The sequence below is a fragment of the Bradyrhizobium sp. AZCC 1577 genome, from assembly GCF_036924575.1.
Classification (GTDB): domain Bacteria; phylum Pseudomonadota; class Alphaproteobacteria; order Rhizobiales; family Xanthobacteraceae; genus Bradyrhizobium.
The window spans coordinates 6024945-6039963 of sequence record NZ_JAZHRQ010000001.1; the positions used below are offsets into that span (position 1 = coordinate 6024945).

Annotated in this window: 12 protein-coding genes; 2 read left to right on the plus strand and 10 right to left on the minus strand. The window is 62.7% G+C overall.

The genetic code is table 11. The features are described 5' to 3' along the window. Positions 1 to 12: 12 nt before the first annotated feature. From hpnE to V1278_RS28680, 4 genes are all read right to left on the minus strand, one after another. A complete protein-coding gene (gene hpnE, locus V1278_RS28665; protein WP_334383004.1) occupies positions 13 to 1266 on the minus strand; it encodes a hydroxysqualene dehydroxylase HpnE in 1254 nt (417 codons plus the stop codon). Beyond that, on the minus strand, positions 1266 to 2105 hold the full coding sequence (gene hpnD, locus V1278_RS28670) for a presqualene diphosphate synthase HpnD (protein WP_334367822.1): 840 nt from the start codon (positions 2103 to 2105) through the stop codon (positions 1266 to 1268). Before hpnD ends, hpnE begins: the two co-directional genes overlap by 1 nt. Then, a complete protein-coding gene (gene hpnC / locus V1278_RS28675) occupies positions 2102 to 2980 on the minus strand; it encodes a squalene synthase HpnC (RefSeq protein WP_334367821.1) in 879 nt (292 codons plus the stop codon). The genes hpnD and hpnC overlap by 4 nt, the downstream gene beginning before the upstream one ends. Before the next feature lie 186 nt (positions 2981 to 3166). Next, a complete protein-coding gene (locus V1278_RS28680; RefSeq protein WP_334367820.1) occupies positions 3167 to 3409 on the minus strand; it encodes a hypothetical protein in 243 nt (80 codons plus the stop codon). A 426-nt stretch (positions 3410 to 3835) separates the two neighbouring features. Here V1278_RS28680 and V1278_RS28685 point away from each other — a divergent pair, with 426 nt between their 5' ends. Continuing rightward, positions 3836 to 4339: a hypothetical protein gene (locus V1278_RS28685; protein ID WP_334367819.1), complete on the plus strand. Its 504-nt coding sequence runs from the start codon at positions 3836 to 3838 to the stop codon at positions 4337 to 4339. A 68-nt stretch (positions 4340 to 4407) separates the two neighbouring features. On the opposite strand, the gene V1278_RS28690 is transcribed toward V1278_RS28685, so the two are convergent. From V1278_RS28690 to V1278_RS28715, 6 genes are all read right to left on the minus strand, one after another. Further along, the gene (locus V1278_RS28690) at positions 4408 to 5466 is read right to left on the minus strand and encodes a hypothetical protein (protein WP_334383005.1); all 1059 of its coding nucleotides are present in this window, start codon (positions 5464 to 5466) and stop codon (positions 4408 to 4410) included. Positions 5467 to 5524: 58 nt separating this feature from the next. Further along, a complete protein-coding gene (locus V1278_RS28695; protein WP_334383006.1) occupies positions 5525 to 7915 on the minus strand; it encodes an efflux RND transporter permease subunit in 2391 nt (796 codons plus the stop codon). 210 nt (positions 7916 to 8125) lie between these two features. Continuing rightward, positions 8126 to 8920: an ethanolamine ammonia-lyase subunit EutC gene (gene eutC / locus V1278_RS28700; protein ID WP_334383007.1), complete on the minus strand. Its 795-nt coding sequence runs from the start codon at positions 8918 to 8920 to the stop codon at positions 8126 to 8128. A gap of 5 nt (positions 8921 to 8925) precedes the next feature. Continuing rightward, on the minus strand, positions 8926 to 10512 hold the full coding sequence (locus V1278_RS28705; protein WP_334383008.1) for a B12-binding domain-containing radical SAM protein: 1587 nt from the start codon (positions 10510 to 10512) through the stop codon (positions 8926 to 8928). 132 nt (positions 10513 to 10644) lie between these two features. Continuing rightward, positions 10645 to 12027 carry an ethanolamine ammonia-lyase subunit EutB gene (locus V1278_RS28710; RefSeq protein ID WP_334383009.1) on the minus strand — a complete coding sequence of 461 codons (1383 nt, stop codon included), beginning with the start codon at positions 12025 to 12027 and terminating at the stop codon, positions 10645 to 10647. A gap of 163 nt (positions 12028 to 12190) precedes the next feature. Continuing rightward, complete coding sequence (locus tag V1278_RS28715; protein ID WP_334383010.1) at positions 12191 to 12790, minus strand: hypothetical protein; 600 nt, start codon at positions 12788 to 12790, stop codon at positions 12191 to 12193. A gap of 452 nt (positions 12791 to 13242) precedes the next feature. Between V1278_RS28715 and V1278_RS28720 the strand changes: the two genes are divergently transcribed. Beyond that, positions 13243 to 14949 carry a methyl-accepting chemotaxis protein gene (locus V1278_RS28720; RefSeq protein ID WP_334367812.1) on the plus strand — a complete coding sequence of 569 codons (1707 nt, stop codon included), beginning with the start codon at positions 13243 to 13245 and terminating at the stop codon, positions 14947 to 14949. Positions 14950 to 15019 lie beyond the last annotated feature (70 nt).

Here is a 15019-nt window from a genome sequence, read left to right on the forward strand (position 1 = left end):
TCGTCCTCAGGCCTAACGCCTCGCCAGGACCAGATCGGCGGCGCGATCGCCCGACCGTACCGATCCCTCGATGGTTGCCGGCAATCCGGTATCAGTCCAGTCGCCGGCGAGAAACAGGTTTTTGAAGGACGTCACCGCCCCCGGCCGCAGTGCGTTCTGCTCCGGCGTCGCCTCGAAGGTCGCGCGGCGCTCGCGCACGATCTGCCAGGGCGGCAATGGAGTTTCGCCCGGCAGGCCGGCGGCTTTGCAGACATCCCGCCAAATCGCCAGCGCGAGTTCTTCGCGCGGCATGTCGACGAGCCGGTCGCCATTGCTGATGGTGACCGACAGCCGCTGCGGGAATGCGAACAGCCACTCCACCAGCCCGCCGACGACGCCTAGAATCGGCGGCGCATCCTTGGGCGGATCGAAGCGGAAATGCGCGTTGACGATGGCGCGGAATTTCGACGGCGTCTTCAATCCCGGCAGCAGCGCCGCTGCAGGGCGCGGCGGCACTGCGAGTACCACGACGTCGTCGGGGCCGAGCGCGATGCTGTCGCCAACGAATTTCAGCTCGCCGATATGGCTCCCCTTCATCACGAGTTCGCGCAGCTCATGGCCGAGTTGGATCGAGGCGCCCTTGTCCTGCAAACGCTTGATCGCCGGCTCGACCAGCACGGCGCTGAGGCCATCGCGCGCGATCAGCGGCCGGCAGGCATGCCCACCCGCCAGCAGCGTTTCCCGCACAATCGCGCCGGCTAGGCCCGCCGAACCCTCCGGCGGATCGACATTGAGCGCGGCCAACAGCAGCGGCTGCACCAGCCGCTGGTACAGCGTGCCCTTGCAGGGGATCGCATTGCCGACCAGCTTATCGGCCCCTGCCCAGATCAGCGGCATCAATGCGAGGTAATCGAACAGCTTCGTATCGGGCACGCGGCGCGCCTGGTCGAACACCCACAACGGCAACTTGCCGTCGCCAAGGTCGAGTTGCCAGCGCTGGCCGGTTGAGATGTCGACAAAGGGAAACTGCGCAAGCTTTGGCCCGACCAGCCCCGTCTCGGTGCCGATCGATTTGGCGTAGGCCAGCGCATGACGGTTGCCGGACAACAGCAAATGATTGCCGTTGTCGATCGTGAGGTTGGTGGCTCCATCGAAATAGGACCGGCAACGGCCGCCGGCCTGCTGGGTGGCCTCGTGGACATGCACCCGGTAATTGGCGTTGGCGAGCCGCACGGCCGCTGAAAGGCCGGAAATGCCGGCGCCGATGATATGAACGTTTTTCTGCATCAGATGATCGCGTATCGGAGAAGGATGGCGATTTTCGCCCATTTGTGGACGCGGACCGGCTCGCGCGGGGCGGCAAAGCCCCGGGCCAGCAGCAAGTCCAGGATCGCGCGGTAATATTTCGACATGATCCGCGGCGCGCGCACCACGCGCCGCGAATTGCGTTTCATGATTTCGTCGGCTTTCTCGAAATGCTTTTTCGCGCGCTCGGCCAGCGGCAGGCATACTTTCGGCAATGCGCGATCGACGATCACCCGCTGCGGATCGTCGGTCGTGATGCCGGCAAGCAGCAGGCCTTCGCGAGGCAGATAGAGGCGACCGAGGCCGGCGTCTTCATCGATGTCGCGCAGGATATTGGTCAACTGCAGCGCGCGCCCGAGGTGGTGGGCGAGCAGTATGCCGTCTTCCTCGGGCAGGCCGAACACGCGCACCGACAGTCGCCCGACGGCGCTGGCGACGCGGTCGCAATAGAGATCGAGGGTCGCAAGATCCGGCGCCCGGATGTCTTGCGGCACGTCCATCTCCATGCCGTCGACGACGGCGAGAAAATCCTCGCGCTTGAGACCGAAGGTTTTGACCGACGCGGCGTAGTCCTGCAGACGCGGCGGTGGGTGCCCCTGATACAGCGCATCGATATCGTCGCGCCATTGCTGGAGCGCGGCCAGCCGCTCGGGTCGCGGGCCGTCGGAATCGGCGATGTCGTCGACCTGACGGCAGAAGCTGTAGATCTGGAACATCGCCTCGCGCTGGTCGCGCGGCAGGATGCGCATCGCGGCGTAGAACGAGCTGCCGGACGCGGTGGCACCGTAATCTGCGTTGGCCGCCGCCGGATGCAACGTCATGCGTCGGCCGCCGGGTTTGCCTGGGGACGGCGTCCAATCGCGCGGCGGGTGACCTCGCCGGCGATGCCGCCGATGGTATGGCCGAGCAACTCCAGCTTGCTCAAATGCACGCGCTCGCTGAGCGGATCGCGCACTTTCAGCATGCCGACGATCTTGTCGGCAAATGCCTGGATCACTGCAATATCGAGTCCGAGCCGAAAATCCTTTACCGCGACACTCAACGACCTGCTTCCATTGAGGAGGGTTTCAGTCCGCACCGCGAGCGCATGGAGACATTGCAACAGCGCCGGCTGCGATTTCCCCTCGCCCAGCATCTCGACGGTGGCCCCGCTTGCTGCCAACGCATCGCGCGGCAGGTAGACGCGGTTGAGGTTTTTGTAGTCCTTGCCGCAGTCCTGCAAATGGTTGTTGATCTGTAGGCCCGCGCACAGCGCGTCGGAAGCGGCCCAGGTCGAGGTGCTCTCGCCATGAACGTCGAGCATGAAACGACCGACCGGCATGGCCGAATAGCGGCAATAATGAATGACGTCGTCCCAGTTTTCGTAGCGCAGCTTGGTAACGTCCATCCGGAACGCGACCAGCACGTCGAGCGCATGGCGCGGCGCCATCGCGCGCTCGGCCAAGGCACGGCGCAGATTGACGGCCTCCGCTTGCGTGTCGCCCTTGCCGAGCAGTTCGGCCTCGAGCAGGTCGAGATAGCGCAGCTTTTCTTCCGCGCTAAGGGTCGCGTGGTCGGCGATGTCGTCGGCAGTCCTGACGAAATTGTAGAATGCGAGGATCAGCGCCCGGTGACGCGGATGAATGATCCACGACGCGACAGGAAAATTCTCGTCGCGGTCGGTCTTTCCGGATCGCAGGTCGCTCGCGGTGGTCATCAAAAACTGGCTACATCAATCGGGATTGGCGGCATGCGCCGACGCTCGGCGCATGCGAGATCGCGAGCCCCATATAGGGGAATACGCTACCAAAACCAATGCTATATGGGCTTATTAACCCCGCCCGTGACGCGCGTCATAGAGCCGAACATGGCTTTTTCCGCGAGGATTGACGGGCGTAGCGCCTTATTGGCCGTTGTTCTTGAGAACCGTGTTGCAGGCCGCGCTGATCTTGGAGCGATTCTCCTTGAGACAGGCCAGGATCGTGAGGTCGCCCTGGTCGATGACCGGACGGCAGTGCTTCTGCACGTCACGGGTGCAGGCCTTCTGCTCCTCCGCCGTTCCGCTGCGCTGCTGCGGCTGCTGGGCGAAGACGCTCGTAGAAATCGAGATCGACAACAAGGTGAGGGCCAGGAGAGATTTACGCATCGTATTCCTTCATTTCGGCAGCATGAAATCCCGTTCCCGATTTGCGTTTCGGCTTCGCCGGGCGGATTTGTTTGGATGGCAGGTGCCGCGTAACGCAGCAACGTGTACAGGACAAGCATGGCAAATGCGGCTAAATTTACGGCGATCTCAGCGCGATAAATAACCGGCTGATATCTAAAGTGTATTTCTGCCACACTTTCTTGGAAATTGGTTCTTGCAGACGATCTAGCGCGAAGCTAGATGCTGCGCCGACGGAGCTGATGCAACGCCTTGATTCCCTTCGGTCGCTTGCGGCGTTTCTTCCTGCCGCGACCGCCGGAAACAGCATCCCGGTCATTTGAACCTAACATACTGCGGGAACACTAAATCTTCGATGCGGCGAGACCTATCTTTACGAAGAACGTCTATTTGAGGGGATGACTCACGATGAAACTGTTTGGTTCCAGCTTGCTCTGTCAGGCTCTTGCAACGGCCGGCGTCGGCGCCGCGCTGATGTTGTCGATCGCTCAAAGCCATGCGCAGGCGGGCGGCCCGTTTGCCGGCTTTGATGGAAACTGGAGCGGCACAGGCACGGTCGCGCTCTCCAACGGCACCACCGAGAACATCCGCTGCAAGGCCGACTACAAGGTCAACGCCAACGGGCTTGGCCTGAAGCAAAACCTGCACTGCGCCAGCGACAGCTACAAGTTCGATCTCTCGAGCGATGTCACCAGCCAGGGTGAACGCATTTCGGGCAACTGGAGCGAAAAGAGCCGAAACATCTTCGGCAATCTGCAGGGCACCGCCGGTGGTGGCCAGATCGACGTGTTTGTCGAAGCATCGGGATTTGCAGCCAACCTGAATCTGCGCACCACCGGCAACAAGCAGAGCGTGCAGATCGACTCCAAGGGCGAGATCCGCGGCGTCAAGATCACGATGACCAGGACCTGATACGGTTCTTGGAACCAGTAGTGCCAATGGCGGCTTCCCCGGGTGCCGCCATTTTTATTTTCGGCAGCTCAGCGGAATTGCCACGCCCAATGCGCTTCGCCGCGGTCGCGGCGTTCCGTCACCTCGACACGCATGAAGCGATCATGCGCGAGCGCGGCCCCCACCCACAATTCGTTCCAGGCATCGAACACTTGAGGCGACAGCGCTTCACGTCCCGTCATCAGGCGCCACGAAGTCTGGCGCACGGTTGCGCCCGAGCCTTCGACTTCTAGTTCCGCATCGTCGTCCTGCCCCCGCGCAAGTCGGGCGAAGGCCTTGGCGAAACCCGCCGCCCCCGCCTCCACGCCACCCAACAGCGCAGCGACGTCGTCGAATGTGTGCATCCCGACGAGCCGCGCCGCGGCGCCGGCGAGATGGCCGCCCTCCTCCGGTCCGAGCACGGCAATCGTCTCCGGAACGACCGAGGTGATGTACTCCATCGCATAATTGCGAAGCACCTTCTGCAGCCGTTCCTCCGGCCACGTATTCTCCGGCAGGCGCGGCGCGAGTTCGGCACGGAACGGCGGACAGCGTTCGCCCGGCGAAAACTGCAGTCGCTCCTCAGGCGCGAGATCGTGATCCCATTCCTTGTAGTAACCTTCGAGCCCCGGCTGACCGTCGACGGTCTGACCCGTGCAGACAAAGCCGAGCCTGGGATTGCCGAGCACGACGCCGTTGTTGGCATGCCATCCGCGCAACATCGCCCGCGAGACTTCCGAGGGGATTCCGCAAATGGCCGTGCCGGACCAGATCCAGCGCGGCGGTGGATAGCGCACCCAGGCCTTGGTGTCGCTCTCGTAGACATATTCAACCTTCACGCCGCCGACCTGGTTCGACAGATAGTGATATTGGGCGCACGCGACCGCATGCGGAAGCTGGTCGAGGCCGAGCTTCTTCAATCCGGGAAGGAAGCGCGCCAGTTGCTGGCGCCGGAAGGTGCGAAATACCACCTCGGCCGCGCGCGGCGCGCCGACCCGCGACGCCAGCATCAGGATCAGCCCGGTGAGATAGGAATGATAGATGTGTTCGACCGCGCGGTAGGCGGCGGCGTCGGCCGCAGGGCGAGCGGCTAATCCTGCAGACGTCATTCCTCATCCCCTCTGCGGCTGCCGTTGGCCGGCGACCCCTATTGTTCAGCAGCGTTCGTTATTCGGCAGCCTTGTTCTCCGCTGGCTTGACGTGACTGACGCCGCGAATCTTTTCCGACAGGCTGATCAGGAACATCGAGGTCGGCCGCAGGATGAAGAGGTCAGCGACCAGCGCTGCGATCATCGAGAACGCGCTGAGCCAGCCGAACAAGCGTAGCGACGGCAGGTCGGAGAACACGGTGACGCCGAGGCCGCAGGCCAGCACCACCGTGGTCAGAATCAGCGCCGGACCGACCAGCACGGTGGCGCGCTCAACCGCCAGTCCCGCAGTCACGCCCGGCTTGCTCTCCAGCCGCAAGCGGTTGAGGAAGTGGATGGTGGCGCTCAAGCCGAGGCCGAACGATACCGTCAGCGCGACGACGCTGGCGAATTGCAGCCCCTCACCCATTATCCAGAGCACCGTGCCCGATGCTACGACCGGAAAAATGCCGGGCAGGATGCAGGAGAACATCACCACGACCGAGCGGAATGCGAGGCCAATGAAGATCGCGACCAGCAGGAACTCGACCGTGAGGCCGGCATTCAGCTTCGAAATCATGTTGGCGCTGTTGCGGGCGGCAATCGCCGACAGGCCGGTGACCGCAATCTCATAACCTGGATGCTCGGCGCGCACCTTGTCCAGCGCCTTGTCGAGCTTGTCGACCACGGGAAGGATTTCGCTCGAATCGAGATCGGGCACACGTCCTGAGACCACCACCGCATCTTGTTCGGCCGAGATGAAGCGACGGACCAGATGTTCCGGGATGACGCTGACATATTCCTTCAGCGTCGCGACGTCGTTGCTGCCGGCCTTTTCGGCGAGCCAGCGGCGCAGCGTTTCCAGCGACCAGACGTTGCCGACGCCGGCCGACTTCTCGACCATCGAGTGGACGTCGGCGATCGTCTTCAGGGTTTCCGGCGCGTAGAGCGAGGCGCCCTTGGGGAACTCGATCAGCACGTCGATCGGATTGGCGCCGGTGAGCTTGGCGTCGAGCCGGCTCGATGCCGCCACCGCCTGCCGCTTGTCCGGCACCTGATCGGCGAGCCGGTAGCGCGGCTCCAGCGTGGCGTAGATGTAGCCCAGCGCACCGACGAAGATCAGCGCGATCAGGCTAAACATGCCGGGGCGACCGACCATGCGCACCGCAATCCAGTAACAGAAATTGCGCAGCGCCTGCACGCCGGCGTCGGCGCTCTGGAATTTCACCGCAAAAATCTTCTCGTTGCGGACGAACAGCACGCCGAATACGGGCACCAGCGACAGCACGGCCACCAGCGCGATGATGGTGGCGGCAAGACCGGCCTCGCCGAATTTGCGGATCAGTTCGGAATCGGAGAATTGCAGCGCGATGAAGGAAATGCCGGCGGTGCCATGGGTCAGCACGCAGGCCGGGCCGACTACCAGCACGGCGTTGGTGAAGGCCTTCAGCTTGTCCTGGCCGGCAATGAGGCGGTCGCGCGCCGCGAACGTCAACTGCATGGAGTCCGAGAAGCTGATCACCATGATGAGCGGCGTCATCACGTTCAGGAACATGTTGAGGTTGAAACCGGCCCACCCGAGGCCACCGAGCGCGAGCAGGATCGCGATGATCGGCGGGAAGGCCGCAACCACCATGAACGATATCTTGCGGAAGAAAACGATTGCGATGATGCAGCCGGCCAGGATACCGAGAATGTTGTAGGTCAGCCCGTCGCGCTTGACCGCGTTGCGGATCTCGAGCTGCATGACGGGAACGCCGGAAAGCTGGGCGTTGAGCCCGCTGCCGGAAAGATCCTCGGCCATGATCTTCCGCATTTCGCCGACCACCGTGCCGAGATCGTTCGAGGAAACGACCTTCGGCTCCAGCGACAGCACGATCAGCGCCAGCGTGCCATCCTCGGACAACAGCTTGCCGCGAATGATCTCGTTGGTCTTGACGGTCTCGACGAACTTGTCGTAGGCGGCGCCCTGCGGCAGTTCGGGCGGGAACAGCGCGGCCGGCAACTTGCCGGGCTCCGGCGCCTGACGCGCCGAAAACAGCGAGACCAGGCCGCGCACACCCTCGACCAGTTGCAGGTCGGTGACCATGTCGCGGATCTTTTCGAGGTTCTCGCGGGCCAGCAGCGTCTTGCCCTCGACCACGACCAGCACGTCGAATTCGGTCGCCGGAAAGCGCTTGGTCACGGCCTCATATTGCTTGAAGTCCTTGGAATCGGAACGGAACAACTGGCTCAGCGAGTCGTCGATCTTGATGCGCTGGATGCCGAAGATCGCCGCCACGATCAGCACCGCGAGAATGACCATGGACAGTATCGGCGCCTTGACCGCGATCAGCCCCATGCGCTCGAGCCCGAAGGCGATGCTCTTGCCCTGCGGCGGCTCCTCTATGGCTGCGACGTGGACGCGACTTTCCGAGTTCTTGTCGAGCATACCCTGTCCAGTTCTCACGTCGGCCTGTTTGTGTAGCTTGGTTTTTTGTGCAGCTTGGTGGCGCGAATACGGCTTTGCCAGCCCCTATCCGATCGGCACTAGCCCTTGAAATCACGCGGTAAATTAACCGGCGCCGTTTTACAGGCCCGAACCTGATCCGGCAAGCGCGCGCGGCCGGGCAAATCGGGACGCAAATGTCGAAAATGCGCGTTAAGTCTCTGATTTGCCACACCTGCCAGCGCCACCGGCGGCGATCAGCGCGGTTCCGCTTTCGTCCTTCAGCGCCACGCCCGTGACCTGGCGCGCGATGCCTTCACGCACCAACCACGCGATCTTGAAGGCGGCCTCATCGTAGCTCAGGCCTGCGCCGCGGATATTGGACACGCAATTGCGCTTCTCGTCGGTGAGGCCGCCGCGCGGCGCAAAGGTCAGATACGCGCCGAGACTGTCGGGGGCCGACAGGCCGGGCCGCTCGCCGATCAGCATCACCACCATCTGCGCGCCGAGCACGGCGCCGATCTCGTCGCCCAGCGCCACGCGTGCGCCGGAAGCGACCACGACGTGGTCGCACCGGATCCCGGCGTCCGTCAGGCGCGGAGCAAGATGGCGGACCAGCTCGACCGCGTGGACATTGACGGCCGCCGGCGACAGTCCATCGCCGATCACGATCACAACCTGGTTCGCACCGCCGCCCTGCTTTTCCAGTGCGCGCCGCGAATCCGGGTCGAGCATGCGTCCGAGATCGGGGCGGCGCAGATAGTCGCGCCGGTTGCCCGCCTGACTGGAAACCTCACTGACCTGCAGGTCGAGGCCGGCCAATCCGGCAATCAGATGCTCCACATCGAATGCGGCATGCACGGCATCGCGCGCGCGTGCGTGGTCGAGGGTGAAGGCAAGCAGCGCGTCGGTCGGCATGCTCGCGCCGGAGCGGCCGAGCCCGACGCGCGCCGGCGTCAGCTCCCGCAGGGCTTCGAGCGAGCGGGTCGGCGGTGTCGGCGTTTTCATGAGCCTTACTCGGCAGGCACGGAGGCCTCACGCAGCCGGATCGAATAGTTCGATGCATTCTGCTGGCCGCCGGACGCCGCGCGCGCGAACTTGATCAGATGATGCGCGATCGTGGCCGAACCGATCAGCCCTTCGAGATCGCCGCGCCTGAGGCGCCCGATCGCGAATTTCCAGAACACGCGCCTGTAATCGCTGAGCACACCGACCTGCCAGAAGATGTTGCGCAGCATGATCAGCGCGCGCCTGATGTTGGGCCAGGTCTTCATTTCAGGCGCGACCGGCACCTTGATCCGGTTGGCGTAGGTGTAGTCGCATTGATACTGGTAGCGCGCATAGAGCTTCTCGGGCTGGAAGGCGACCTCCATGCATCGCTTCCAGGAATTGATGACCTGGTCGTAGGGCATCAGGAATTCGACGTTGGAATCGCGGCTCTCGTCATCGTTGAGCCGGCCTTCGCGCTCCAGCCGGTCCCACAGCGGCGTTTTCGGCAGCGCCTGCAGCAGATTGATCGTCAGCAGCGGAATCCGCGATTCATCGACGAAGTTGAGCAGTGCGTCCGCCGTGCCCGGCTTGTCGGTGTCGAGACCCATGATGATGCCGGAGACGACCTCCATGCCGTAGGAATTGATGGTGTGGATGCCTTCGTGGATCGGGACCATCATGTTGTGGTCCTTGTGCATTGCGTGCAGCGCGTCGGGATCGGGCGTCTCGATGCCACAGAACACGGTGACGAACCTCGCCTCGCGCATCTTCTCCAGGATCTCTGGCCGCTTGGCGATGTTCAGCGTCGCCTCGCACGCCAGCCGCACGACGTAGCCTGTCCTCTTCTGCCATTCGATCAGATGCGGCAGCAAATCCAGCGTGGCCTTGCGGTTGCCGATGAAATTGTCGTCGACGAAATAGACCGTATCGGTGATGCCGCATTCGCGCATCCTGTCCAGTTCGGCAACGATCTGCTGCGGCGTCTTCAGGCGCGGGTTGCGGCCATAGAGCCCGGGGATGTCGCAGAACTCGCACTGATAGGGGCATCCGCTCGAATACTGGATGCTGCCGAGCAGATATTTCTTCACCTCGGCCAACTCGTAGGCCGGAATCGGAAACTCCGTCATCGACAGGCGTTCGCTGGTCGTCAGCACCACCTGCTGCTCGGGACGCGAAGGGTCGCGCGCCAGCCGCGCGATCAGTTCATTGGTGGCGTCGCCGAGTTCGCCGACATGGAGATAGTCGAACGAGGGATAGTAATCCGGGCACGCGCTCACCGACGGGCCGCCGATCGCGACCGCAAGATCGAAGGCATGCGCGCGGCGACAGATGTCGTTCATCTGCTGGCGCTGGATGTGCATGCCGCTGACGAAGACCGCTTCCGCCCATTCGAAGTCTTCCTTGCTGGCGGGGCGAATGTTCTCGTCGATGAAACGCACCTGCCAGTTTGCCGGGAGATAGGCCGCAATCAAGAGGAGGCCCTGTGGCGGCATGAAAGCCTTCACGCCAGCGGTCAGGGGATAGGCGTATTCGAACGTGCCGAAAGAAGACGTATAGCGCGGGAAGACGCACAGGATACGCCGTACCGTTCCAATGCCTTCAGCTCTCATCAAATTTCCTCAAGGCTGACATGAATTTAAGCACGACATTGAAAGTTGGGCCAGAAATTCTTCAATATTGTGACTGTGACTTCTAACTCGCTTTGGGTTCAATTGGTTGCACGAAAATCTGCAGGACGGAGTTCAGGCGATCAGCCGCGAGGCAAATTCGGGCAGCAGGCCGGCGTTGCCGGCAAGCCGGAAATTGCCGTCCGCGAGGCCTGATCGGACCAGCCAATCGTCGAACTCGGGCGCTCGCTTCAAGCCGAAGAGGTCCCGGACGTAGAGCGCGTCGTGGAACGAGGTCGACTGATAGTTCAGCATGACGTCGTCGGCGCCCGGCACGCCCATGATGAAGGTGACGCCGGCGGCGGCCAATAGCGTCAGCAAATTGTCCATGTCGTCCTGATCGGCTTCGGCATGGTTGGTGTAGCAGACGTCGACCCCGAGCGGCAGGCCGAGCAGCTTGCCGCAGAAATGGTCCTCCAGGCCGGCGCGGATGATTTCCTTGCCGTCGTAAAGATATTCCGGACCGATGAAACCGACCACGCTGTTAACCAGCAGCGGATCGAACGCGCGCGCCACTGCGTAGGCCCGCGCCTCGCATGTCTGCTGGTCGACATTGTGATGGGCGTTGGCCGACAGCGCCGAACCCTGCCCCGTCTCGAAATACATCAAATTTTCGCCGACCGTGCCGCGGCGCAGCGACAGCCCCGCCTCACGCGCCTCGCGCAGCAGCGCGAGATCGACACCAAAACTGCGATTGGCAGCCTCCGTTCCGGCGATCGACTGAAACACCAGATCGACCGGCGCACCCTGCCCGATCAATCCAAGCGTCGTGGTGACATGCGTGAGCACGCAGCCCTGCGTCGGGATCTGCAGCCGCGAGATGATGCCGTCGAGCAGCCGCAGCAACTCGCCGATCACGGCGGGATCATCGCTGGCCGGATTGATACCGATGCAGGCATCGCCCGATCCCAGGAGGACGCCGTCGAGGATCGAAGCGGTAATGCCCTTGGCGTCATCGAAGGGATGGTTGGGCTGCAGCCGCACGCTCATCCGCCCCTTCAGGCCGATGGTGTTGCGAAAGGCCGAGGTTACCGCGCATTTCTTGGCGATCAGGATCAGATCTTGGTTGCGCATCAGTTTTGAGACGCCGGCGGCCATTTCCGGCGTGATCCCGCGCGAGACCTTCGCCAAAGACTCGCTTGTTGCGGCGTCGGAGAGCAGCCAGTCGCGGAAGCCGCCGACGGTCAGCGACGATATGGCAGCAAAGCCCGGGGCATCGTGGCTGTCGATGATCAGCCGGGTGACCTCGTCATCCTCATAGGGAATGACGGCCTCGTTGAGGAACTGCTTCAGCGGCACGTCGGCGAGCGCCATTCGCGCTGCGATCATCTGTTCCGCGCTATCGGCCGCGACGCCGGCCAGACGGTCGCCGGATCGCGGCGGTGTCGCTTTGGCGAGCAGGTCGCGCAAACCGTCGAACGCATAGGTGGTGGCACCGATGATCTGCCGATAGACCATGCTGACCTTCCTGCGCCGTACCCGCTCCGTTGCCTGGCTAGTCTATGCCGGGCGACCAGCCAAGGCTACAGGCGCAATCAGCGGAGTGTCGGCTTCATCCGGGCTTCAATCCGCTCGAGGCCGCGCGGTGGACGGGACCAGCGATCAGGGTCCCCGCCTGTGACTAATCCAGCGTACCAAAATGGCGGATCGAAAAGCTTATTTGATAAGCCACCGCGCTGAGCGCAAACAACATGTGAAATTTTGGGTTGCGCGTTCTCGCGGCTACCACGGACAGCAATATGAATGCGCTGGTGGCGACGAGATATTCCAGTCCCAGCGATCGCAGATGCGCTTCGCCCTTTATCCAGGTATCGACCACATCGAGGGCTTCCGTGAGGGCCGCAAAACCAAAGAACCAGCGGCTGCGGGAGAGAAAGTAATCCTCGTAGCCCTTATATTCATCGAGATCCTGCGGGAAAAGCAGAACGCTCAGGAAATAGTACATCGATGCGTACACGCAAACGAAGAAGTAAAGGCCGTACGTCCAGTGCTGGATGTGGCTCAGCTGAAACTCCCACCACCAGAACGCGACCACGTTCAGGAGCGTCCAGGCGACCCAGCCAAGATGTACAGGCCAAATCGGGTAGCGACCGGGGTGCTGGACCAATGCCGCGATACCACTGACCAGACGCGTGACGCTGAGCCCGAGGATCAGGGCGATCAGCACGCGCACGTGGAGATAGAGATCGAGATTGCCCGGCAAGGCGGCACTTTGAGTCATGAGTCCCAATTCTCACGCATAATCGGAGCAGCGCGGCGCCACCTTCGCCGTGCTCGCTGTCTAACTAGCTTGATTCGCGCCACGGCTGCTTGCCAATGCGAACCGTCCTTCGGAGGCTCAGGCGCGCTGCGCCGTCATGGCGGTACCGTCTTGTCGGGCAGTTGCGGGACCCGGGCTTCTTCCGCCGCGCCAGCCACCTCCAATTGCGCGGATATACCAAGGCCCGTTGCAGTCGCACCGACATGCCGAATTTTCCCGGCGACGCATCCCGCTACATCCAAGTAATCGTTTGAAGTTACTCGATGATTTGCCGTTAGTTGCGGTTCGACGAACTTCGCGCGTTAAGACATTCTCCACCAAAATTCAGCACATTGCCTACGCTGACGGCATTCCCTGGATCTCATCCGGCGTGCCGATACGGCTGAATTTCCCCTACTTATTTTGGTGGCGCCATGGCATCCCGATTTTCGCTTGCAGCCAAATTGTATTCGATCTTCGCGCTGTTCGCGTTGCTCGTCGCAGCCATCACGGCCTTATCCGATTACAACACCCGTCAGAATGCGGCCCTTACCGAAGAGGTCTCGATCGCGAGCCGCGCCGCGCTCAACGTCGAGCGCATCAATTCGCTGGTCTATGCGGTCGTGATGGAATCCCGCGGCATCTACATGTCGACGGAACCCGCCGTGGTGAAGAAGTACGGCGACGGGCTGCTCAAGTTCAACGAGCGCATCCTTGATGTCGTGAAGAACTGGGAAACGCTGGTCCAGGCCGACGACGCCCAGCAGTTCGCCACCTTCAAGAAGCGCATCGAACAGTTCGTCGACTTCCGCAAGGAGCTGGTTCGCCGCGGCGTCGAGATCAACGGGGCTGCGGGGCGTGAATGGGGCGACAACGACGCCAACCGCCAAGTGCGCACCGCGCTGAATAAGGATCTCGAGGCGCTCTCCAAAGTCTATGCCGAACGCAGCAGGAGGCTGGCCCAACAGACCGACACCAACCATACGATGGCATTTATCCTGACTTGCCTCGGCTTGTTGGCGCTGGTGGTAGTCGTCCTCGGCGTGCTGATCATTTCCCGTTCGATCGCGCGCCCGCTCTCGGTGATCACCGCCACCATCAAGCAGGTTGCCGACGGCGCCGAAGGCGTCGAGGTTCCGCATGCTGAACGCGCCGACGAAATCGGCGCGCTCGCCCGTGCCATCAAGATCTTCCAGGAAGCGATGGACCGCAACCGCAACCTCAATTCGCAGGTGCTGGAGGATTCCAGGGCGCGTGACGAGCGCACCCGCCACATCGAAGCCTCGGTCGATGCGTTCCGGGAAGCGATCGGCGGCGTACTGCGCGCGGTCACCGACAATGCGACCGCGATGCGCGGTACCGCCCAGACCATCGCCAGCGTCTCATCGGAAGCAAGCGGACGCGCGGTGGCCGCCAACGGTGCGACCGAACAGGCCTCCAGCAACGTCTCCGCGGTCGCGAGCGCTGCCGAAGAGCTTTCCGCTTCCGTCGAGGAAATCGGCCGCCAGGTGCGCCAGTCGGCCAACGCCGTCGAGCAGGCGGGCCAGCGCACCGAGAAATCGGTCTCCGAAATCGAGGGGCTTGCGGCTGCGACCCAGCGCATCGACGGCGTGCTCAACCTGATCCAGGCGATCGCCGAGCAAACCAACCTTCTCGCGCTCAACGCAACGATCGAAGCCGCGCGCGCCGGCGACGCCGGCCGCGGCTTCGCCGTGGTCGCCCACGAGGTCAAGGCGCTGGCCGAGCAGACCGCCAAGGCGACCGCCGAAATCGGCCAGAACGTCGGCCTGATCCAGACGTCGACCAAAACCTCCGTCGAAGCGGTCCGCGAGATCGGCGCCGCCGTGCGCGACATCAACGAGGTGACTTCCATCATTGCCAGCGCGATCGAGCAGCAGGATGCGGCGACCCGTGAAATCTCGGCGAACGCGCAATTGGCGGCGCAGGGCAATGGAACGCTGGTCGTCAATATCGGATCGCTCAGCGACGCCATCGGCACGACGAGCACGGCGGCGACTTCGGTCCTTACGGCATCCAGCGAGCTGACGGCCACGGCCGAAACGCTGTCGCGCGAGGTCGAAAAATTCTTCCGCAACCTGCGTGCGGATTCGTCAGAGCCGGCGCGCAAGACCGGCACGTAAGCCGGCGGCATCTGAGGCTGGGCAATAGTGGTGGCGTGTGAAGCATACAACAGACAGATGACCGTTTTCG

What these genes read in the sequence shown, in the direction of transcription:
- hpnE (WP_334383004.1), bottom strand. Translation starts at nt 1,266, where the DNA reads ATGCAGAAAAACGTTCATATCATCGGCGCCGGCATTTCCGGCCTTTCA.
- hpnD (WP_334367822.1), bottom strand. Translation starts at nt 2,105, where the DNA reads ATGACGTTGCATCCGGCGGCGGCCAACGCAGATTACGGTGCCACCGCG.
- hpnC (WP_334367821.1), bottom strand. Translation starts at nt 2,980, where the DNA reads ATGACCACCGCGAGCGACCTGCGATCCGGAAAGACCGACCGCGACGAG.
- V1278_RS28680 (WP_334367820.1), bottom strand. Translation starts at nt 3,409, where the DNA reads ATGCGTAAATCTCTCCTGGCCCTCACCTTGTTGTCGATCTCGATTTCT.
- V1278_RS28685 (WP_334367819.1), top strand. Translation starts at nt 3,836, where the DNA reads ATGAAACTGTTTGGTTCCAGCTTGCTCTGTCAGGCTCTTGCAACGGCC.
- V1278_RS28690 (WP_334383005.1), bottom strand. Translation starts at nt 5,466, where the DNA reads ATGACGTCTGCAGGATTAGCCGCTCGCCCTGCGGCCGACGCCGCCGCC.
- V1278_RS28695 (WP_334383006.1), bottom strand. Translation starts at nt 7,915, where the DNA reads ATGCTCGACAAGAACTCGGAAAGTCGCGTCCACGTCGCAGCCATAGAG.
- eutC (WP_334383007.1), bottom strand. Translation starts at nt 8,920, where the DNA reads ATGAAAACGCCGACACCGCCGACCCGCTCGCTCGAAGCCCTGCGGGAG.
- V1278_RS28705 (WP_334383008.1), bottom strand. Translation starts at nt 10,512, where the DNA reads ATGAGAGCTGAAGGCATTGGAACGGTACGGCGTATCCTGTGCGTCTTC.
- V1278_RS28710 (WP_334383009.1), bottom strand. Translation starts at nt 12,027, where the DNA reads ATGGTCTATCGGCAGATCATCGGTGCCACCACCTATGCGTTCGACGGT.
- V1278_RS28715 (WP_334383010.1), bottom strand. Translation starts at nt 12,790, where the DNA reads ATGACTCAAAGTGCCGCCTTGCCGGGCAATCTCGATCTCTATCTCCAC.
- V1278_RS28720 (WP_334367812.1), top strand. Translation starts at nt 13,243, where the DNA reads ATGGCATCCCGATTTTCGCTTGCAGCCAAATTGTATTCGATCTTCGCG.